This is a genomic window from Enterococcus sp. 9E7_DIV0242 (genome assembly GCF_002140975.2).
Taxonomy (GTDB): Bacteria; Bacillota; Bacilli; order Lactobacillales; family Enterococcaceae; genus Enterococcus_L; species Enterococcus_L clewellii.
In genome coordinates this window covers 2,963,942-2,986,040 of sequence record NZ_CP147247.1, presented here as the reverse complement: position 1 = coordinate 2,986,040, position 22,099 = coordinate 2,963,942, and the positions used below count along the sequence as shown (strand labels likewise).

Below are 22,099 nucleotides of genomic sequence, written 5' to 3'. Positions count from 1 at the left end.
CCTCAGCTTATTTCTTTTTTATCGATGACTCGCTGATTTTAAAATAATCAAATACTTTCTGTTGCTGCTTTACAAGCTTTTCCATATCACTCTTATAACCCTCACGCAGCTCTGGATTATCCAATTGGGCAACCGATGCTGAATACAGATTTGTTCCAGATTCTCGCATCATACTCGTGTACTTCACTAAAAGCTTTGTCCCTTCCTCAGACATTCCAATAGAGATATTTCTATTCCCGTAGCTTACAAGCAATGCACTTCTATCCCGCAGTACGGATTGAATTTTTTCTGTATTGCCGCCATTTTCCAATTGGTTGAAGTTTTCTTGTATTTCTTCTGTCAGAAAATAGCTTTGAACAATCGTGTTTGAATCTTCTTTTGTCAAATTCGTCAGTTGATAATAACGTGCATAGACTCCACCACCAATTGCACCAGCTGATAAAAGAAACACTAAAACACTCCAAACTAATAACTTTTTCTGCGTTTTTTTCAGTAAACGAAGCTCTTTTTTCAGCCGAATACGTTTCTTTTTATTTTTCGGACGACGTCTTTTCTCCAGCTGTTTTGTTTTCCGCTTATTTGAAAAAAACGAGAAAATGAAAAATACTGTAAAAAGCAGGCATAAAAAGCCAAAGGATAATAACCCAATGAACAGGCGATCCAATATTGTCATGTGTTTCTGCCTCCTCTACTATCCTTTGCTTTTCTTTCCTTTTTTCGCTTTATTTTTCTTCTTGTTCTTTCCTTTATTCCCTTTTTTTCGAATGGCACGAACAATAAAGAATATTACTAAGAACGCTGCGAATACTCCGCCAACGATCATCGCGATCAAGGTCCAATCAATCCCACGCTCCTGCACAAGACTGACATCCTGGGCATTATATTTATCAGCTTCTTCTTCGGTGATCGTAAAGTCATGGTCCCATTCCCACTTACGGTCGCCGCTAGTTACCAGAATGTGTGCAGTATAGTCGCCAGCCTCCATTCGGTCCCCATCCATCAGCACAGGAAAATCAATCATGGAATTGGGCGCCATCCGCATATTCAGCTTCTTCGTATCATAAAGTACTTCAGATGCACCGGCTTGCATGATTTGCGCTTCAACACCCATATCATCCAGGAAATTAGGCTGCACGTTTGAAAAGTTGATAAATACAGCATTTCTGTAATTAGCCAACCCTGCATAGACTTTATTCAGCGCCAAATCGGCTTGAGGAATCATGTCTGCTTCGCTCAATACCATTCCAACTAAATAGGCATATTCATTGAGAACACCCGTCTGCTTTTTTCGTTCTTCTTCCTCTTCCGCTGTCGGAACTTTTTTCATATGGATACCACCAACGATCAAGCCATCGATCGTAGCAGACGGCATCTTGATTGTGATATCAACTGTCGTCTCTCCATTTGCCGGAATGACCGTTGTTTCCGGACCTGTGACGATCTCTTTGAAGTCATATTTTAGTGATGCATCATTTTCTAGCACACTTGGGCCAAATTCAATTACCCCGTTAGAATTTGTTTTGGCACCATTCAATCCAATCGCTACTGTTACTTCTTGATCTGTCTGGTTTTTCAGCTTGATTTGAACCGTTTGTTCTTGATCTGGCTGCATACGCAGATTGAAGTAACCAACATCATCGACTTGATTCTCAGGTTTAACAACTTCGTAGGTATATGGGTTCATTTCTTCTGTCGCGAAAACAGGAGTCGTTCCTAAGAAGAAGGAAGCTATGTAAAGTATAGGTAAAACATAAAATAACTTTCTTAGTTTCATTTCGGATAATACCTTTCTTTTATGAAAGAGCTCACCGGCTCCAAACGAAACCGGTGAACCCCTCATTTATTTATACAATTTTTAGTGCGTTTTTTTACCAAGAACCTGTCATTGGAACATCAGAGATTGTCCAAGTGATCGCTGCATTGTATTCACCATTGTATAATGCAGTATCTGAAGGGATAGTAAGTTTAACAGACTCGTCAGCAGGTGCTACAGCATCACCTAATTGACCGAATGCTACGAAGTAGTCTCCACGTCCTTTAGTTGCGTCAGCATTTGTGTAAACAGGAGCTTCTGTATTGTAAGCCAATGCAACACTTGCAGCTAATCCTGATTCAGCTGGTTTCAATGCGCCGTTTTCAGCAGCATCCAACAAGCGAAGATTTGTGTACTCAATTGTTGCACCAGTCAACTCTTTACCAGCAGTGCTTGTAAATTGAGTTGTAAGATTTGCTGTTACTTGGTAACGGTTGTCGTCGTTTTTACGGTTATCTTTGAAACGAACGAAGTTTGCTGATGCCGCTGCTGCATTACCAGTAGATTGGTGAGGTGCCGCGAAAGCTACAACAGTTTTACCAACAGTTGCTTCTGCTGTACCGAAGTCTAATGGAGAAACACTACGGATAACAAATTCTCCATTTTTAGATGGTAATGTTGGGTCAGTTTCTGTTGTATCAGGAATTTTCCCACCATCAGTGTTTGTTGTGTAATCTTCATCCGTGAAGACGATTTTACCTGGTCCATCGGTTGTATCTTCTGCTGCTTTTGTGATACTTACTCCTGGTCCTGCTACTGCAATTCCGACTACTGCTACTAATGCAGCGCCACATAATTTGTGTGTTAATTTCATTTGTGTTTCCTCCTAGTATTGTGTGTGTTTTATTTATGGTAACTCGGCTAAAGTCCAAGTTAGCACCGTTGAATAGGCTCCCGCTTGATTATTACTATCTCCCGGGATCGTTAAGGTCACCGCACTATTTAAATAGCTTGGCTTGTTGAATAGCGTGTCCATTACGGCATTCCCCTGCTCATCTTTTCTGGCTTCCACTGTTGCAGCTTGCCCGTTTTGATTCTCAGCTGAGGCCCCAAAGGCGATACTCCAAGTACCCATCCCTTTTTCGTACTCTGCCTTCGCAAGGTTGTAGGTTTCTCCTACTGCCAACATCTGAATCACTTCTTTTTGTACGGTTGGCGAAAACTTATTGGCTACTACAGAGTTCGTCCACGCTTTATCCAAAGAAATAACTGCGCCTTTTAACTGAACGCCTTCTTTTTCATTATGCGTAAACTGCTTCTCTTGCCGGACCTGTAAGGTCCAGCCAGTCGGCTCATCGCGCTCATCTGTTACTTGGATAAAGTTCCCTCTGGGGGTCGTATCGCTATGAAACAACTGAGCATTTGCCGGTAATACCAATCCATTGTCGCTCAATTTGGCTGTACTAAAGTTCAATTGAGGAACAAAGTCGATCCTCAAATCACCGTCTGTTCGTGGACTATCTCCCGGATCGACTTCCGACTCCGGGTTTTCCGGGTCTTGAATCATCGATACACCGGTTTTGTCCTTTTGAACAGTGACATTTGCATCTCCTGACACCTGATCACTTTCTGCTGAAACTGTCTGTGTATGGAACATTCCTCCGGTCAGGCAAGCTGCAAAAGCCATGGAACAGATTATTTTACGTTTCATGTTGCTTTAACTCCCTTCCCCGATTTCTCGTTCCTTCTTCTTTTTCAAGAAAAACAGGACCAGCATGATAAGAAGCAGTGCGATACCTGTGATCGTCAAGCTGGATTTGACCAGCTCACCTGTTGAGGGATATTTCCCGGCAGGCTTGCTGATAGTCGCTCCTTGACTTGATTCGCTAGATACAACGGATTCACTGGGCACAGTAGATTCACTGGGTTCTGTGGAAGACGTCGGTGGTTCTGATGAGTCACTGCTCTCTTCCCAGAGTATGACTTCCCCTTTGGTTTGAACTGCACCTTCCTGTGCAAAGCTGACAGGTGCTGACAAAAACATCAGCATGGTGAGAAACACTGAGGAAAACATATAAAGAAACACGTGCTTGTTTTTCATTATTTATTCTCCTCCATTACTACGGGGTATCCGCAAGCTGGTATTCAATGACCGCTTGATATTCACCCAGTTTTTTCACTGCGCCGTTTGTGATTTCCAGTTTGAATCCAGGACCTTTTTCCTGCCAAATATCGCTTAGGACATACTCTTTATCTGCGTTGGTGTGTTGCACGATATCCTCTGCCGCATTCAAGGCAAAGGTTTTTTCATTGGTTCCGCCATCGTTATAGCGAAGAATACCTGTAAGTGTGGTATTCGTATCATTCAACAAGGTGAACTCCTGTAACAATTTTGCTGTCAGCTTCCATTCTTTTCTCACTGGACGTGTATCCGTGATCGTAAACTTATCGCCATTCAACTCAGCATTCTCTACACGAATTTTTTTCGAAGTAGATTCTTCTAAGCCAAAGTCCAGCATAGACGGAACAGAAGAAATGACTAATTTTCCGGTAAATTTATAGACAGCCGTTGTGATCGTTTGATCGATCAAGAAGGCATTCTCACTGGCAGGGCGTGTAGCAAGATCATAGTACTCCCCTTTAGCAGCCTCGATTTTTTGCGAAACCTGCGGATTGCCGGTCAGATCATACAGTTCACCGGACATGACATCGATCTCTAATTGAGGGACGATATCCTGATCGTTTTCATCAACAAAACGAACATGCAGCTTCGCTTCACTCTGAGAGATCGTCACAACGATTATTTTCTCTACTCTGGAATCTCCCGTGCCGTAAGAAATAGGTACATCGTAGTTGCCTGCCGGCGTAACCACACCTGTTGTTCTGGCTGGCGGAAGATTACTTGTATCGATCACAATATCCGTTACCGGCAAATCTGTTGCCGGAACCGGTTGAATTTGCGTCAGCTTCAATTGACCATCCGAGCGAATCATATCGACGATGCCAGCTGCTGTTGTTGGATAATCCTTAGAAGCAACAGTAAAGTTTGCTCCTTTCAACGCATAGTCTTCGTCTGTCGAAATGACCGTATTATCATCATAGATATAGACTTGGATCGTCGTAGTCAAATCTGCTGATAATCCTGAATCAGAGGCTTTGACAGTAAGTACCACATTGAACGCACCCTCTGTCGTTGCAGGTGTCAGTCCGCCAAGATTCGTTACCTGAATCTTATCCGTCAGACTGGATTGCGCACCATCAACAATTTTAGCTGCCGCGGCATTACTTTTATTGATGATCCATGCTTTCAGCTCTGCCTCTGTCAATGAATTGATATCAGAAGCTTTCCCGGTTGTATCCTCAGCTTCAATGAAGTTAAGGGTGTCATGGACGATCAGTTTTGCCTGAATTTTCGTTTTATTTGGTGTTGCATTCCCATCAGCATCTACTGCATTATCAGATAAATAGACATAAATCGGATATTCTCCCTGTGTATTCATCATTGCTGCCACTTGAGCTGCAGTATTCTCTTCCGCAAACTCATAGCCAAAGGTCGGTGTAATTGGATTCGTGTCTGCCGGATTCACCACAAATTTCTCAGGTCCCGGTGCTGTTTCACCCACTGCTGAATGATACTCCACAGGATCTCCTGTTGGCGGTGTTCTATCCAAGACAACTTGCGATCTTTCTTCTGCTTTCAAGTTAGCAAAGGCATAGACTCGAATCGTGCTATGCGCAGTGAAATAATTCCCACTTGGCACAGTGATCGACCAATCACCATTAGCGTCTGCTTGTGTTGAAAAATTCTTACGGTACGCTTCCGGCGTCGTTGTATCGTCTACCGGTGAAGGAATACTGTCTGTGGAAGGATCAAAAGCAGCATCAATTGATGCATTCAACGTTTCATCCCAAATACGAATATAGGTGTTTGGAATAGCATAACCGTAGACTGTTGTAGAACTACTGTCCGCATGGTTATCCGTTGATATACTGTGGATCGCCACATTCGGATCAGGAATCCGAGTAAACAGCACACGTTGCGTTTGCGTTGTAAAATTCGCTTTAAAACTTGCCAATGTTGCACTGGTCATCGCATTCGCAGTAGTGATTGCTGGTTGAGCATTCCCACCATAAGCAAGTGTCATATTACTCATTGGCACATAATCATAGTTATAGTTGCTGTCACCGTCGCCGCCACCATTGTAGTTCCCAAGATTCCATTGATAAACATTTTGGACAGAAACATTTAGATTCCCTGCTGATCGAATCAATCCACTGTTTGCGTTATTTGTTCCCGTGCTTAAAGCAACTGTTCGCTGTAAATTCACTCTTTCCGCATCACTAAATTGGAAAGTCGTACTTGCAGCAGCACCGGCCATATAAATCAGATTTTGGTTGTAGCTGTTACTATCACTTTGTATATCCATGCTACCTTTTGCGTTGACTGTAAATACTGCTGCAGCTCCTGCATAAATAACTGCACTACTTGCTGCTGCCATATTTTCAGTTTTAACATTCAATGTCCCTGCAACTGTCATGGAACCTCCACCGATGTAAACAACGTTACCGGAGCTTCCCGTACCTGTTCCCGGGCTTGAGTTGTTTGCTGAAGTAACTGCATAGGCATCTGTCCTGATATTTACGACTGCTTCTTCCTCGATATGGAAGGTTGCGCCGGCACCTTGAAGATTGACAACTGTCGCATTCGAGGCATGATGGTTGACCATGTCCACTATCGAACCTTTTCCGACGTTGAACGCGCCCGAGTTCCGGATCGTCAGGTTGGCATTCCCACCTTCAGAAGTAAGAACAGCTGCTCCTCTTTCCAAAGTTACCTTAGCGTTATCTCCTATATCGAACATCCCGCCGCTGACTTCCAAAACATTACTACCTCGAGAACCGAGATATAGATCCGCATTGTCTGCTACTGTAGCTGTCGAAACGGACAGGGATGACTGCCGCTCGTTATTGACTGACCATGTCCGAATAGTCGAACCATCTTTTGCAAGGGACGTGTAGCTCGCTACCTGCTCCAGATGTGTTTTTCCTGCAAGGACTAAGTTCGTCGTATCTGCCTCCATGAACTGAGCACCATATCCTGTATAGTTGTTCATGGTCATTTTTCCACCGGCATTATAGATGATTGCTCCCCAATAGTTCCCGTGGTAGACGGTCATGTTGTTGAATGAGATATCCCAAGACACGCCGCCATTGTTATTATTGGACATGAAATGATACACAAGTGCCCCGAAGTCTAAGGTATACCCATTTCCTTCAACATTTACTGCTCTGGCATTTCCATTCATCGCAGTAAAGTAAATATGGACCATTCCACCACTGTTGTTTGTAGCTGAAGTCGTACCAAACACTTGAGTAGATGCATTTGAATTGGGACTATACAAGAAGTAGCTTTGAACCATCGTTCCTGAAGTCGTCCACAAATCAGTCATCACTTCAATATTCGGAACGTTATAATCATTTAAAGCGACCAGATAGCCAAGCATTGTCGTCACTTGGCGGGTATGTGTCGCACCGTTACCAAAATTGATCTGTGTGTTGGTCCTAGCAGTTCCCGTCAGCCCATTGGTTGTAGCACTTGCTGCGGTATGGGATGACTTGTAAATCGGACCAGAAAAATTTCTGGAAATCACATCAATATTAACAAAATCAAATACCCAAAACGCTTGTGTGCTTCCTGTAGTTGATGCATTCAATAGTCCGATTGCAAGATTACCAAAATCAAACGTATGGCTATTTCCTTCAATGGTAATGCTGCGTGAACTTGCTGCTTTGTTGATAAACAGGTAAACATTATCTGCACTTGTCATATCAACGGAAGCTGTACTGAATAATCCATCATAGTTTTGCAGTGTTCCCGATAATGTAATATCATTTTGCAACGAAATCGTTGTGATGCTTGTATCAGCCAATGCTCGTACAAAACTCTCCCAATCGGTCACATCTGCCGTCCCTGCTGCTCGCAAACTTCTTGTCTGTGCAGCAACCGGTGCAGGAGACTCCACTTCTGAACTGGACGAATCAGCCTTGGCAATAGTGATAGCCAGTTCTGTTGCACGTTCCACTTCATCCGCGCTGCTATAATTCAGCTTGTAATCCCCAGCCTTTTCAGCTTTCAGCAGCAAATCTAACGTTGTTTGACTGCTGATTGCGGTAATATTCAATGTCCGAGCCTTTTCATTCCAATTAAAAAGTGGCAGCTCAGCATCTTTATCCGCTTCTAAAAGCATCGCTCGCTCTGCTTCTTCATCAAAGCTCAAACCTTCCGGGATGGTTACCTTCCATTCCCTTTTCATTTCAACTGTCGTGTCAGTCTCTAAGTCTTCCGTCTTGGAAGAACTATCAAATGTCACGATTTCTCGTGGATCGCTTTCGATCGTCGTTCCAAGCTCCTTGACATCTCTTGTATCAGATAATTCCACAACGAATGTCTGATTCTCTGACACATCAACTGAATCAACTCGTGTGATCGAAAGTGGTGTTTTAGCAAATAATGTCGATACATTACCATACAATTGTGCAAACACAGCCCCACAGAGAACAGTGACCATCAGTATATTGACCCAAAACAGTCTTATCTTTTTTGTCCTCTTCATTTCATTCACTTTGCCTCCTTACTATAATTAATCGATTGCCTTTTTCTCCATCCCCCCTCCCTAGCCGCTATCGTCATATTCTCTCGTCTCTTAATATCCCTACAACTGATGTGATAGGTACGACGTAGCAGTTGTCCATTTGGAGACCAATCATGCTATGTCTCCAGACTTAACATATAGCCTTTTGAACGAACTGTTCGAATAAGTACCGGGCTTATTGAATCCTCTTCAATCTTTTCACGCAAATGAAAAATCAAATTAGCGACTCGATAGTTCTGATTATTGAATCCCTCTCCCCAGATAGCTTCAAACAATTCTTTATAGGCCACCGTTTTGTTTTTGTGCTGATAAAGAAGCTCCATGGTTTTATATTCCAAACGAGTCAAAGGGATTTCTTTTCTACCATTGATTTTCACACTATGGTTTCTTGGGATCAGTTCCATTTCCTCACCCTCGGCTTTTTCCTGCCCTGTCATCTTCGACTGATCCGTGCTGCAACAGTTACGAACCTTACTTTTCGTCAGATTATTCGAGATAGTCAAACGAAGCTCCTCTGGTTCATAATCTTCAGAAACGACCCCAGAAGCACCTAATTGTAGGTATACCGTTCGCATGATTTTTTGAAGATTAGAAGAGAACACCCACACATATGTACTCGCATTTTCCTTGAGGTTCAAAAGAATACTGCACGTACGAGCTGTATCCTGTTTTCCATCTTCACAAATGATCATCCCATCAAGAGTTGGTATCTTTTCTTCAAACTCTTCTATACTCAACGTTGTTAGGGTGATACCATTTTTTAGAAATGCTTCTGAATAGGACTTTCCAAATTCTACTGATAAATTAATAACACCTAAATTCATGAATTGGTCCTCCTTCTTTGATTTTCTTTTTTTCTTTCCTTCTTATTATGTGAAAGTTCTGTAATTGTTGTAATTATCATTTCGCAAATGAATATACTTCGAGAAAAAGGTATTTTTATGCACGCCAAACAAGCTATCTTAAAATTAAGACGGCTTATTTGACGATTCATAAAAGCAGCGTTTCTAATGGTTCTCTCTTTTATTTCCACTATGTATAAATGAAATAAATCATTTTAATGACGGTTTATTTGACGGTTGTGCCCCCGCCGGATGCCACTCCGACTGGTCAAAACCCTATAATATAGCCTCTTGTGTTCTTGCCAACTGTTTTTGTTTTTTCTCAAAAATATCCATTTTTAGATAAAAAAATGATAAAAATAGCTATAGACTTCCATTATAGATTGATTTAAAATGAATTTTAGATAAAAAACAAAACTTTTCTCGAAGTATATTCTTTCGAGATTTTTTTATTTATTCATTTATATGAAAAAACGCATTGCTTAATGACTGCTTATTCCTTTGTCTGAAACCCTTGTTCCACTTTCAAATAATTGAACGTGTTAGAATTAAAAACAGAAAAAGAGAGGAAAAAAAGAGAAAGAGACGAAAAATAAAATAACATCTAAAAACTTCATCAGAAGATGGAAATTCTATTACACATTCATACTTTTTATCTCTCTTATAAAATTAGCTATAGTCAATCCTAACCTTAGGTTTAATATAGTTGCCTCTATTCTCTTGTTTTGTTCTTTTCATGTAACACACTGCCTATCGCTCGATCTGAGCTATATTTCCTGTTAGCTGTATATTATAATTAAGAATAGAAATGACTGATGAGGATAAGAGATTGAGCCAAGTGTTAAGCTTATTGTCGAAGAGTCTTGAAATACAGTAGTTTACCACTGCTGCGTTCTCACTTGGGATTGTCACAATTTAGAGCCTGCGAATGTTTAGCGGACATCTTATTCGGATTTAAATAATTCAAGGGGGTTGTCAATTGGGGAAAAAAAGAAAAACGTTGCCTAAAGATTTTGAAGAAATATGCAAAAGAGAGGATCTCACTGAGCTAATTGCAGTCTATCAACGATGTGATCTTGAGGCATACACTGGATATAGTAAGTCTACTGCTTACAGCTGTTTTGGTATTCCAGAAAGCTTCATCATCTGGCTAAAGGAACAAGGAGCTGACATCAATGCACAAGACACTTACAAAAAAACAGCGCTGCATCACCACGCTGTCTATTGGAAATCTAGTATTGACGCATTGTTGAACAATGGCGCTTCTGTACTGATGGTCGATACGCAAGGCAACACTCCCTTGCACATAGCAGCTAGTGCTTCCAGAGTAGCAGCCGTGGCAGCCTTACTCACCTATTCTGCACCGGTTGATCAAAAAAACAACATGGGATTGACTCCCTTAGAAATATGTTTGGCCCAATGCACAAATGCCAGTTTGACTGAGACGGTAAAAGTTGTCGATTTACTCTTAGATGCAGGTGCTGAAAAAACAGACAAGATGGTGGGTTATGTCAAGAAAATCGGTGAAACCTTCGAATTCTATCGTAATGATTTCAATCCGGAGAGTCTTGAAGAAACAGATAAAGCCTTGCACCAATTATATGAATGCTTTGCTGTGACACCAATAGCTAAAAGAAACGTTCATGACGGGATTTCTCCAATCACACTGAACAGTACGACTTGGCAAAAGCAGCACCAAGAGCTCTGGGAGCTACTTGTTCCCGGTAGCGGTCCATGCCAGACATTGCAAGGTGAGGTGATCCGCATCACCGGAAAAGTCTCCGATGAGATTTTCCGTAACGGAGGCGGAAATTGGGACGGTGATTATCGGAAGATGGTTCGATCATTGAACGAGTCATTTAAAATTGGCAGTTCTCTGTCTGAGGAACAATTGCAAGAAACCACACACCTCACAAAGGCGATTGCCAAAGGAAATAGCGATGATGGATTAGCCCGATTAAGCGAGCTGGCTGTACAGTGGGTACTGTTAAACCCAACTCCTATAGCATTAGAAACTCCTAATTATAAACGGTAAATGAAAAAAGCGTTCTGAGCCTTCTCCCTTGCTATCGGAGAAACTCAGACGCTTCTTTGGTTGTCCAGCTATATCTTCAAAAAAAATCCTTCTATTTTTAGAAAGGCCAGGGCCCTTCGTGGAGGTAGAAGAAATCATTTTATCCTTCACCTGATGAAATTTTATCCAATTGTAGTTGTTGTAAGCAATATTCTGTCACATAAATCAACACCAGCGCCAGTAAACTGCCAATCAAGGCTCCTGATAAACGCATCGGAATTAGCCCTAACGGTGTAAAATTACTACCAATAGTCATCAGTATCAAAACCTGTGGATTGGTAAAGAAATTCGCCACCATATAATTCACGGGCATAAAGAACTCCGTCAAAATATTAAGTCCAATCAGTATCAAAGCCTTCAGCTCCAATGGCAAGCCTAACGATACAATGAAGAATCCCAGCATGATCCCGACCACACCGCCTACTACCCGACCAATCGTTCGATCCTTGATTCGATCCATATGCTCTCCAGCCAATACTGCTGCTGCAGAAATCAACACCCAGTAGCCATTACTGTCTCTCAATAGATACGCAATATATGTTGCAACGAACAACACCATTGAGAAATGCAATGCTTTCAACAACGTATTGGGCTGCTCATAAATTGTCAGGTAATACTTGTCTTTGGCAGACAGCTGTTGATAACGATCCTTCGGTAGTCGATACGGTAATTTTTCCAGTAGGGAAATCAAGAAACCCGACAACAGCGAACCACCTAACCCGTACAGTAGGTATGTACTATGATGTAAAATTTCAACAAATGATGCTGCTTGAAAATTGAAGCCTGTTGCGTAAAGCATGAGCACAAAAAAATAATCCGGCTTCGGAATGCGGAAAACCTTTGAAGCGATAAATGCCACAAAGGACAATACACTGATAATAAATGGCGCACTCCAAGAAATCATCGCCGTACCGGCACCCAGCATAAAAGCCACCAGTAAAGCCAGACCGTGAATAGAAATGGCCTTCATATTATAAGTTAACGAACGATGCTGAAACGCCAAATAGGAAAAAGCCCCCATCGCCCCGACTGAGCTTATCTGCAGATCCTTTGTCAGAATACCTATCAATAAAGGCACTGCCATTGCCAGCCCTGAACCCAAGGGGCGCAAAATATTATTCTTATCCTTCATATGTCCCCTCCTCTTCTCTATAGTTTTTATTATGTATGGTTCTGATAAAAAACACTATTCTTTCTATAAATAGCGACTGTTATCATTTGTAAGAACAAGCCTCGGAACAACTACTGATTATCAACACACCTTTAATAAGTATACGGAGAAAAAAATGATTTTACAACTTTACTTTATCCAGTGATTCTTAGTACCCAGAGTGTTGTTATTATCTGGTACTTCTCAAATAATCAAAAGCCACTTTCCACTACAGAACAAGAAAGACGCTTCGTAAAGCAACTCACGAAACGTCTCTGATACTCTCGCTATTTCACGACTCACTCTTGCGTCGGATCGATCAAGCTCATTAATTCAAATCCGGTGTTCATATCTGAATAAATGGAACAAACCACAAATCGCTCTTTCCCGGCAAATACTACTTCTTTATAGCGCCCAAAAGCCGCCGGTATATGGTGGTGCCCATGAATGACACCGATGATGTTGTATTCTTCAAATAGCTTTTCGATGCCCGGCTCTGAACAAATATAGTCCTTGTTATAGGATTTGCTTCTCGGTGAAAGCCTGCTTAGTTCATTGAATAATGGGGCATGGGAAACGATGACTGTCGGTATTTCCGGATCTCCCTCAAGCAGCTTTTCCAAGTGCTTTAGGATAAATTGTTGTAGTGCTTTCTTTCTTTTAGCTAAGGCAACAGGTATCGTAAGACCTATATAGCGAATGCCCTCATGAACAACACTAGTATTATTCAGCACCTGCATATTAGGAAAGTGTTTTTCAACCTCATCCTTTACCACTTCATAATAAGCATGATCGCCAACAGGCAGTAAGGGCCATGCTTCATCCGGATCTTCTTTGATCAGCTTGAACCATTCATAGTTAAAAAATGGTTGCCACTTTTCCCACACTTTATCGCTCATGTCAGGATTATCCGGCAAGACTGCTGCCAGTTCATGATTGCCTAATACATAGACCCCACGAATCTTTTTGTTGCTTACATCTGAATCCATGACATCCCCCGCCAAAATATTGAAATGGGCATTACTGAAAGGAAAATTCCCGTCGGTGATATGTAAATCTGAAACGACATTGACCAAGTTGGTACTCTCCGTTGGCAGCACATTCTCAAAGTATTGCTTCAATTCTTGAGGATCAACACTATGTGCCACATAATTTTTCCGTACATCAGATAACTCTTTCCCAAACTCTGAACGTAAAAGTGGTTGGTTGTTGGTAAGTACTGGCTGAGTTGTCTGGATGAGTGACCGTTCAAGGTTTTGCTTGATCTCTTGAGGTAGCAGAGCCAAAGCCGGTGTGATGTCCGAATCGAACATTAACTGCTTATACATCTCTTTGTCTTCTAGAGGCGTTTCCAGTTCAGTTCGTTCCAACAGCTGAATATTTTTCCCATCCGTTGTCAGTGGTAAAGCTTGTGTAAGTTGGACAACAAAGTTGAGGTACTCAGAAACATAACCGGCGATGCCCGTTTTGATATTTTCACTAAATAGAAACTTTCCGGCAAGATTGGCTGAAAGCGGACCTGTTTCATCGTGCTGCAGCAAGCGACCTAAAATTTGAATCTCGAGTAATGGATTTTGAAGGATAGCGTTATAGGCTTGTGCTACTTCCGGCGAGTCTTTGCCTACCCGCTTGTTTGTTACTTGAAAGATACTAAGCACTAAATACTGCTCGATATTTGTCTTATGCCTCTCTAGGTAACCACGGACCGCTTCTGGATGAAGCAGGTATTGAATCGCCGCACGTTGAATATAGTTCCTCGCAGTATCATACGGAATCGCCGAATAAACGATATCTCCCTTAGATGAAATCGCCAAAGAATGGTCTCTCATGTTACAGGTCAACTGAAAATACTCATTTCTAAACAGGGTTTTATTAACAGGCCGTCGGCTATTTTCCGGATAAAGCGCAAAACGATCGGCAAGCTCCGGTGGCAATCCGGACTCAGCCTTCACCGGTAAAGCGGACTTCTTTACTTTTGGAACGAGCTCTTTACTCTTCTTCGCTTCCATGCACACACCTCACTTTTTGAAAATAATGGTCTTTTATTTTATGGTCCCAAAACTATGTATAATATTACGTTTATTATAGCATTTCTCTAGCTGTAGGAAGACGGTATCTCCGGAATGAAGCACATGTCAAACATAAAAAGTTTGAACGCCTTCTATTTAGAATTTTTTGATCGCGCCAACCATTCTCGAAAGATGCTCAAACTCGGATTTTCATTATCCTTACGATACCCACAAACCATTTGCACCGCAGGGGTCTGTTCAATCGGAATCAATCGTACATTTTCCGGCACCGAGCTACGACAGCCTTCTGTTAAAATAGTGATCCCTTTTCCTAAAGCAACCTGCATCAGTAGGGTCTTAACACTCGGACAAGTGTCCTTGACCAGCGGGACATAGCCATGACTCAAAAATAGACTGATGACATAATCGTACCATGCCTTCGTCTCTTGCTTTTGCACACATAAATATGTCTCTTTCGCAAAATCGTCAAATGCCACGACATCTCGATTAGCTAATACATGCGAATCTGGTACTGCCAAAACCACTGCTAAATCTGTGATAGGCTCAAGCACAACCTGCGCCAGCCCAGTCAGCGTACTGGACATTGACATACAGATATCATGTTTCCCCGCAAGCAGATCAGCGACCAATTCCTCATGATTGCCATCATACAAATTTAAATCAATAGTCGGGTATTTTGGGGTAAACTCTTGTAATAACGGAAGTAAATAGGACGCCGTGCCGCCACGTAAAAAGCCAATAGACAGTTGTTGCTCCTGGTACTGATTCACATTTTTCATTTGCATCGCCACGCGATTATAATCAAAAATCATATTTACTGCATAGTCTAGAAATAATTTTCCTTCTGCAGTCAACTGGACTTGGCGTGTATTTCGCTCTACAAGGACACACCCTAGATCAGCTTCGAGAAACTGGATATGACGACTTAACGTCGGTTGCGTAATATAAAGACTCTCCGCCGCCTTAGTGTAGTTCAACGTATTCGATAATGTGACGAACGACTGGATATATTCTAACTTCATCTGTCTTCCTCCGATTCTACTTCCCTTTTCCACTATGGATCTATGCAGCTTCTGAATAGATACATTCACAATCTCGATGACTAATTCCTTCGTTGAGCGAGTATACTGAATAGAGAGCAACGAGAGACAAGTGAAATTTTACACAATCAAGTATAGGTCAATTACGGTAAAATGAAAAGGCTTGTTACCTGCTCCTGCATAAATTGAAAATTTAGGAGGAATGTTTGATGATTCTAGTAACTTGTGCCGCTGGTGGTGTAGGAACACGTGTAGTAAAGGTGTTAGCAAACAAAGGGCTGAAAGTCAGAGCGTTTGATATTAGCCCCGAGGTAGATAAGCTAGCCAGCTTAGGCGTTGAAACGATGCAAGGTGATGCACGTTCTGACGAGGATTTGGCAAAAGCAGTGAATGGCTGCGATCAAATTCTTTACTTGCCACCAATGTTTGTCTATGATGAAGCCGACATCGCAAGACGCTGCATCGATGAAGCTGTAAAGCAAAATGTTCGCCAGTTTGTTATGATGAGCGTGACACACCCTAACATGTCTACATTAAACCAACATACACAAAAATTGAAGGCCGAAGAATATTTAGTTTACAAAGGCTTATCCGACCAATTGAACTATACGATCTTACAGCCGATGCACTATATGCATAATTTTCTAATTCCATCTGTTTGGGAAACCAATAGCTACAACTGCTTCTATACAAAGACAACGAAGCTTAGTTATGTAGATGTAAACGACGTGGCCGAAGTCGCTGCCAAAGTTCTAATAGAAGACGGGCACCAAAATGCAACCTATGAATTGGTAGGTCACGACTTCTTATCACCAGACGACATGATCGAAAAATTCAACCAGCTGACCGGCAGAACTGCCGTCTGTAACCAAGTTCCTGTTGAAGCGATCCTTCCCTTTTTCGGTAATGCCCAATACGATAGCTACTTTGTACAAACCTTCAAAAACCTCGCACAAACCTACGGCGAATATGGCATCGCCGGTAATGCGAACGTCTTGACTTGGTTACTTGAAAGAGAACCAACTAGTTTTGACGAGTATATTCAACGCGAAATTGTAGAGAATGGGTTGAAGTAAGGGAACATTCTGTAGCTGTCGAAGGAGTATTTTGACTTAGCCTTTACACTATAGAAAAAATAGCTTAAATAAAAATGGCGGTCCCAAAAATCGGACCGCCATTTATTCATAGTTAGAGCGTAAGCCAAAAGTTCGTTCACCTATTATCCCTGATCACTACAAAACTGAGCATCATACAAAAAATACTGGAGAATGTCTTCAGACACAAAATCTTATTGCCCTATTCTTTTCAAATATTTATCAGCAACAACATAAATACAATCGGTTATCTCTGAATAGAACGGTTCATCATTCGAAACTAACAACAGACTGCCGCGATAGGCTTTTAGTGCTTCTTGCAAAGCTTTTTTGGTATCAATATCTAAATGGTTCGTTGGCTCGTCTAAAATCAAGAGATTACTTGGCTGTAAAGTTAAATCACAGAGCTTGACTTTGGATTGCTCGCCTCCACTCAACATACTTATTTGCTTAGAAGCAAGCTCTCTCTTTACCCCACATTTAGCAAGCTCTCTACGAATCTCTTCATAGGTCAGCTTCGGATGCTTGTTTGCTAAAGCTTCGATAGGTGTCAATTTTCTATTTCCCAAGTCAATCTCCTGTGCATGATAACCAATAACTGCCTGAGGAGCAACATGAAACTTTCCAGATATAGTAGGTATCGTTCCCATAAGAGTCTTTATAAACGTAGATTTCCCTGTACCATCTGCTCCAGTTATCACTAACTTTTGCCCTTTCTTCATCTCTATGTCATGAGCTATAAGTATGGGATTTTTACTGCCGACAGTCACCGCCTCAATAGTTAGGACCTTTGGTGAGCTATGAGGCAATAGTTTAAAGGAAAAATTCGCTCTGCTTTTCTTTTCTGGTTCTTTCAGCTTATCCATTTTTTCTAAGTGCTTTCTTCTTCCTTGTGCCATTTTTGTTTTGATCCCTGCAATATTCTTTTGAATAAACGCTTCAATTTCCTTGATTTTCCGTTGTTGCGCAGCATATCTACTTTGATACGCTGCCGACAAATGAGCCTTTTGCTTCAGAAAATCTGTGTAGCCGCTATGATATTTTTTTATTGAGCCAAAATCAATATCGCAGATACATGTGGCTATGCTACTCAAAAATTTGGTATCATGAGATACAATAATAAACGCATTCTCAAAAGCTGTTAAATGCTCAATCAGCCACTCGATATGCTCCTGATCTAAATAGTTTGTCGGCTCATCTAAAATTAGAACAGAAGGCTTTTCCAACAATAACTTTGCTAAAATGACTTTGATTCGGTCTCCTCGATTTAGCGCACCCATTCTCTGAGTGGCGTCATCACTACTGATTCCCAATCCTTGAATCATTTTACTGATGTCACTTTCCACAAGATAGAAGCCTTGGCTCTCAAGCTGCTCTTGATACAGTGATGCCCTTGTCAAAAGCTGTTCATTACCTGTTTCACTATATTCCTCATAAAACTGAATCATTTCTATTTCCTTAGTAAACAGCGTTTGATAGGCTGACCTCAAAAACTCATTAACCGTCAGTGATAAATCCATATCCATATATTGATCCACATATCCCAATGTAGCTGCACGATTCCATGAGACCTCACCTTTATCAGGTAATACCTGACCTAGCAATATCTTTAGCAAGGTACTTTTCCCTGCACCATTTTTACCAACAATCCCCATATGTTCTTTACTTCTTAATGTAAATGAACTGTCTTCATAGAGCAGTTTATCCGGGACTTCATAAGTTAATCCTTTAACCTGTAATAATTCCATCTCATTTCCTTCTTTCCTATCGCCTCTCTTATTATTTACTAAAGAACATATTAGACTAGCTAAACAAGCACACGCGGTTCTCAAACAATAAAACCGGCCGGTACAGGATACTCTTTGCTATAACACGGACTCGACATATCATTAACGAAAGTTAGCTCGTAAAGCTAGACGACAAAAAAGACCCACAGACAAAATGTCGGCTCTATAATAAATGGGACTGATGAAAGTAGAAATACTTTTTTCAGTCCCATGTTTATTTTTATCTAAAAAAACATATCGTTCTCTGATAGGATTAAGTCACCACAACCAAATCTAATCGGAAGGAACGATATGCTATGACTAATACTATCAAAAAAATGCTACGAATAATAGACAAAAACCTAACTATTTCAGAAGTCTCAGAACAAAAAATCAAAGGAACGCAGACACTTATCGTTCACGCCAAGCTTTCTCCCTGTATGGCTCATTGTCCCTACTGCTCTTCTTCAAAAGTTCCCCTCACGGGGAAACAAGCAGTGGTTAAAAATGGAACAAAAGCGACAATGATTCGTTTTGATTCCTATCAATACTTGCCCCTAGCCATGAAATTAGCGAAACAACGCTACTTTTGTCGTTCCTGTTCTCGCCACTGGACGGCTCAGTCTTATTTCGTTGCACCACATTGCTTTATTGCCAAACAGTTACAGATTAAAATTCTTGCACTACTAAAAGAGAAGATATCTCTTCGCCTGATTGCCTCTCTGTGCCATGTCTCTATTACGACAGTCATTCGTGTACTTAAGACAACAGAAGCCTATCTTCCTACACGAAAACGAACCTATCTGCCTTCTGTTTTAATGGTTGATGAATTCCGTTCTCATACGTCTATTGAAGATAAGATGAGTTTTATTTGTGCTGATGGAGAAACAGGTGAACTGATTGATATTCTTCCTTCTAGAAAATTGAACCATTTGGTTCATTACTTTCAAAAATGTTCAAATCCGGAGAAGGTACAATTTCTAGTCACAGATATGAATGCCGCTTATTTTCAATTGATTCCCCGTGTATTCCCTCAAGCAAAGTTGGTCGTTGACCGATTTCATGTTGTTCAACACCTTAATCGGGCCTTTAATGCCTTTCGTATCAAAGAGGTTGCGCGATTGAGACAGGAAAATAAACATCCTTTAGCGAATAAATTAAAAAGTAATTGGCGCTTTTTATTGAAAAATCGAGCCCATGTTAATCATTCGACCTACAAAACTTGGCGCAGCTTTAGAGCCCCTAAGTTTCCTTATCTGACAGAAGCCATGATGATTGATCGACTCCTTGAGTTTTCTCCGGCACTGCGTTTTACGTATCAAGTATTTCATGAATTAACCGAGGCTTTCCGAAGGAAAGATCATGAACAATTCTTTGAACAACTACGGACCCTTCCAGAAGAATTAGATGAAGTATTTCGTCAATCAATCACCAACTTATTAACCTATGAAGAAGGAATCCGAAACGCCATGATTTATCCTTATTCGAATGGAAAAATAGAAGCAATGAATACTCATATAAAAGCACTAAAGCGTGTCTCTTATGGGTTTAAATCCTTTCAAAATATGAAAACACGAATTTTTCTTATGAACGATCTGATAAAAATGACATAACAAAGAAGTTGGTTATCAAAAGATTTTCTCTTTCAATAACCAACCTCCTTATTTCTACTCATCAGTCCAATTTGACAATGAGCCAAAATGTCTTGGGCCTTTTAATCTATATATTCTTCAGTAAAAAACGCACACCAAAATCATAGCAAGAATCTTGCTATTTTTTTAGATTCGCCTTCTACTGATGAATAGGAGAAGTACACACTTCTCGATTAAGCTCCATACAACACTTCATCAAAACTAAGTTGTAGGGAGCTAGTAGTCGAAATAAATAATGTATTCATTGATAACACCTTCCTCAGAGGTTACTCTAACATCTTGAAAAAAATTAGTCAAATCAAATTGGCTAACAAATCGCTACCTACGCCTCTGTCGCCATTCAATATCCGATAGATTGTTGATGGCGCGACTTCCATTCTGTTTGCCAGCGTGTACACGTCGTCTTCATTCTGCTCCATCAATTTTCTAATTTCATCTTGATTCAAAACTGTCTTCATTTTCCCGCCTCCATTGCCTTATGACAATACTATACAACGCCCATTGTCATTTGGCAACGCTTTTGTTGCCATTTCGCAATTTTATTTTGATTTTATTGCCATATGGCTATATTATAAGAGCATAGAAAGGAGCTAATCATGGACTTTGGAGAAAAATTGAGACATTTGAGAGAAAAAAAGGGATTGGGTGTTAATCAACTAGCTTTAAAGTCTGCTGTGAATGCTTCAAACATTTCAAGACTTGAAAAAGGCGAAAGAAAAGATCCTACCTTTGAAACTGTTAAAAAACTATCAAAAGCATTGGGGGTTTCTATTTCATATTTTGATGATGAACAAGAACCTGACACCGTTGCGGCTCATGTTAATCCTGATTTAACAGAAGAAGAACAAGAAAACGTTGATAATTACATCGACTTCATTATTTCTCAAAGAAAAGAAGGAAAAATTAAATAGAGGTGTTTAGATGAATAATGCAGCGTTTTTAATGTCTAGCTTCCCCAACATTAATTTTGTTTTTGATCCTAGAATGCCTGAGGTTCAAAAAGGCCTTTATGTAGATAATGTTGTCTACTTAAATCCAAGGCAAAATCAGAAAGAACTTTATGGCGTTATTTCAGAAGAGATCGGCCATCACTACACTAGCTCTGGAATTATCCGGAATCAAAAAGCAGTAGAGACTAGAAAGCAAGAACGAAAAGCAAGGTTATTCGGATCAGAATTGACAGTGACGCCAGATAGCTTGATTCTCGCTAAAAAAGATGGATGTCGAAGTGAGTGGGAAACTGCTGAGTTTTTAGGTGTTACTGTTGAACACTTAAGACAGGCCCTCAGGTTGTATAAAGAAGAATATGGAATACGATTCATCTACAAAGGTTATTTATTTAAATTTGGTACTGCAGATACTTTGTACATAAAAAAAATGAGTTAATCGATGTTGCTGCATCGACTAACTCCTATCATGAAACTTAAACAAACACATTATAACAGATTGGAGAACATTATGAAAAAAATATTTGGTTTGGGTTTATTATTCTCAAGCGTATTTCTACTAGCTGCTTGTGGAAGTGGGGATGACAAAAAAGATACTGCTACTTCTTCTAGTTCTGTTCCGGTAGCACAAGTAAGTGAGGAGTCAAAAGCAGCTGAAAGCGTAGCAGATGACACTACATTCGAAAATGATAACTATAAGTTTGTGATTAAAGGAACTGAAGAGCTTAGCAACACAATGTTTCCAGAGAAGAAAATACTTGCTATAGAAATCGAATACACTAATAAAGGTGCTGACGCTACAAGTCCATGGATGGCCTTCGCTACATCGATAAAAGGAATTCAAGAAACAGATGTAACCGAGGAGCTTCTTTCTGGCGCTAACGGTCAGTTCCCTGCTGATTACAAGCCAGAGCTAGTACAAATGGGTGACACAGATGTCAAATCTGGCGCTACAGTAGATGCTGTTGTAGGCTTTGACATTCTATATCCAGGATCACCAGTTAAAATGATGGATTTCATGGAAACTGGAAAATTTGAACGTATCGTTGAAACTACTGAATAAGAAAGAATAGCCTCAGGTTTTTCTTTCAAAATTAA

18 protein-coding genes are annotated in these 22,099 nt (G+C 40.7%); 6 read left to right on the top strand and 12 right to left on the bottom strand.

Features of this window, described 5'->3' with window-relative positions; genetic code table 11:
- Positions 1-7: 7 nt before the first annotated feature.
- The 7 genes from A5888_RS14205 to A5888_RS14175 form a co-directional block, all read right to left on the bottom strand.
- A complete protein-coding gene (locus tag A5888_RS14205) occupies positions 8-673 on the bottom strand; it encodes a hypothetical protein (RefSeq protein WP_086348683.1) in 666 nt (221 codons plus the stop codon).
- An 18-nt stretch (positions 674-691) separates the two neighbouring features.
- Positions 692-1,774 carry a DUF916 and DUF3324 domain-containing protein gene (locus tag A5888_RS14200; protein WP_086348682.1) on the bottom strand — a complete coding sequence of 361 codons (1,083 nt, stop codon included), beginning with the start codon at positions 1,772-1,774 and terminating at the stop codon, positions 692-694.
- Between the two features lie 94 nt (positions 1,775-1,868).
- A complete protein-coding gene (locus A5888_RS14195; protein WP_086348681.1) occupies positions 1,869-2,627 on the bottom strand; it encodes a WxL domain-containing protein in 759 nt (252 codons plus the stop codon).
- Positions 2,628-2,660: 33 nt separating this feature from the next.
- Positions 2,661-3,464 (bottom strand): WxL domain-containing protein, encoded by an 804-nt coding sequence (locus A5888_RS14190; RefSeq protein WP_086348680.1) that lies wholly within the window; start codon positions 3,462-3,464, stop codon positions 2,661-2,663.
- Positions 3,465-3,470: 6 nt separating this feature from the next.
- The gene (locus tag A5888_RS14185; RefSeq protein ID WP_086348679.1) at positions 3,471-3,854 is read right to left on the bottom strand and encodes an LPXTG cell wall anchor domain-containing protein; all 384 of its coding nucleotides are present in this window, start codon (positions 3,852-3,854) and stop codon (positions 3,471-3,473) included.
- A gap of 19 nt (positions 3,855-3,873) precedes the next feature.
- Positions 3,874-8,367 carry a pectate lyase-like adhesive domain-containing protein gene (locus tag A5888_RS14180; RefSeq protein WP_139843837.1) on the bottom strand — a complete coding sequence of 1,498 codons (4,494 nt, stop codon included), beginning with the start codon at positions 8,365-8,367 and terminating at the stop codon, positions 3,874-3,876.
- A 155-nt stretch (positions 8,368-8,522) separates the two neighbouring features.
- On the bottom strand, positions 8,523-9,230 hold the full coding sequence (locus A5888_RS14175; RefSeq protein WP_086348677.1) for a winged helix-turn-helix domain-containing protein: 708 nt from the start codon (positions 9,228-9,230) through the stop codon (positions 8,523-8,525).
- A 997-nt stretch (positions 9,231-10,227) separates the two neighbouring features.
- Between A5888_RS14175 and A5888_RS14170 the strand changes: the two genes are divergently transcribed.
- The gene (locus tag A5888_RS14170; RefSeq protein ID WP_086348676.1) at positions 10,228-11,283 is read left to right on the top strand and encodes an ankyrin repeat domain-containing protein; all 1,056 of its coding nucleotides are present in this window, start codon (positions 10,228-10,230) and stop codon (positions 11,281-11,283) included.
- Positions 11,284-11,422: 139 nt separating this feature from the next.
- Here the strand turns inward: A5888_RS14170 and A5888_RS14165 are convergent, their stop codons facing one another.
- The 3 genes from A5888_RS14165 to A5888_RS14155 all read right to left on the bottom strand — a co-directional run bounded on the left by A5888_RS14165 (position 11,423) and on the right by A5888_RS14155 (position 15,524).
- Positions 11,423-12,454, bottom strand: coding sequence for an FUSC family protein (locus A5888_RS14165; RefSeq protein ID WP_086348675.1), 1,032 nt, complete (start codon positions 12,452-12,454; stop codon positions 11,423-11,425).
- Positions 12,455-12,771: 317 nt separating this feature from the next.
- Positions 12,772-14,481: a metallophosphoesterase family protein gene (locus A5888_RS14160; protein ID WP_086348674.1), complete on the bottom strand. Its 1,710-nt coding sequence runs from the start codon at positions 14,479-14,481 to the stop codon at positions 12,772-12,774.
- A 152-nt stretch (positions 14,482-14,633) separates the two neighbouring features.
- Positions 14,634-15,524 carry a LysR family transcriptional regulator gene (locus A5888_RS14155; protein WP_086348673.1) on the bottom strand — a complete coding sequence of 297 codons (891 nt, stop codon included), beginning with the start codon at positions 15,522-15,524 and terminating at the stop codon, positions 14,634-14,636.
- A 227-nt stretch (positions 15,525-15,751) separates the two neighbouring features.
- Here A5888_RS14155 and A5888_RS14150 point away from each other — a divergent pair, with 227 nt between their 5' ends.
- Positions 15,752-16,618, top strand: coding sequence for an NmrA family NAD(P)-binding protein (locus A5888_RS14150; RefSeq protein ID WP_086348672.1), 867 nt, complete (start codon positions 15,752-15,754; stop codon positions 16,616-16,618).
- A gap of 212 nt (positions 16,619-16,830) precedes the next feature.
- Here A5888_RS14150 and A5888_RS14145 read toward each other — a convergent pair whose 3' ends face one another.
- Positions 16,831-18,384 (bottom strand): ABC-F family ATP-binding cassette domain-containing protein, encoded by a 1,554-nt coding sequence (locus tag A5888_RS14145; protein WP_086348671.1) that lies wholly within the window; start codon positions 18,382-18,384, stop codon positions 16,831-16,833.
- A gap of 335 nt (positions 18,385-18,719) precedes the next feature.
- Between A5888_RS14145 and A5888_RS14140 the strand changes: the two genes are divergently transcribed.
- A complete protein-coding gene (locus A5888_RS14140) occupies positions 18,720-20,015 on the top strand; it encodes an ISL3 family transposase (RefSeq protein ID WP_339101632.1) in 1,296 nt (431 codons plus the stop codon).
- 332 nt (positions 20,016-20,347) lie between these two features.
- Here the strand turns inward: A5888_RS14140 and A5888_RS14135 are convergent, their stop codons facing one another.
- Positions 20,348-20,512, bottom strand: coding sequence for a helix-turn-helix domain-containing protein (locus tag A5888_RS14135; RefSeq protein WP_086348670.1), 165 nt, complete (start codon positions 20,510-20,512; stop codon positions 20,348-20,350).
- A 138-nt stretch (positions 20,513-20,650) separates the two neighbouring features.
- On the opposite strand from A5888_RS14135, the gene A5888_RS14130 reads away from it, so the two are divergent.
- The 3 genes from A5888_RS14130 (at position 20,651) to A5888_RS14120 (ending at position 22,064) form a co-directional block, all read left to right on the top strand.
- Positions 20,651-20,965 (top strand): helix-turn-helix domain-containing protein, encoded by a 315-nt coding sequence (locus tag A5888_RS14130; RefSeq protein WP_086348669.1) that lies wholly within the window; start codon positions 20,651-20,653, stop codon positions 20,963-20,965.
- A 10-nt stretch (positions 20,966-20,975) separates the two neighbouring features.
- A complete protein-coding gene (locus A5888_RS14125; RefSeq protein ID WP_086348668.1) occupies positions 20,976-21,440 on the top strand; it encodes an ImmA/IrrE family metallo-endopeptidase in 465 nt (154 codons plus the stop codon).
- A gap of 72 nt (positions 21,441-21,512) precedes the next feature.
- Positions 21,513-22,064: a DUF5067 domain-containing protein gene (locus A5888_RS14120; RefSeq protein WP_086348667.1), complete on the top strand. Its 552-nt coding sequence runs from the start codon at positions 21,513-21,515 to the stop codon at positions 22,062-22,064.
- Positions 22,065-22,099 lie beyond the last annotated feature (35 nt).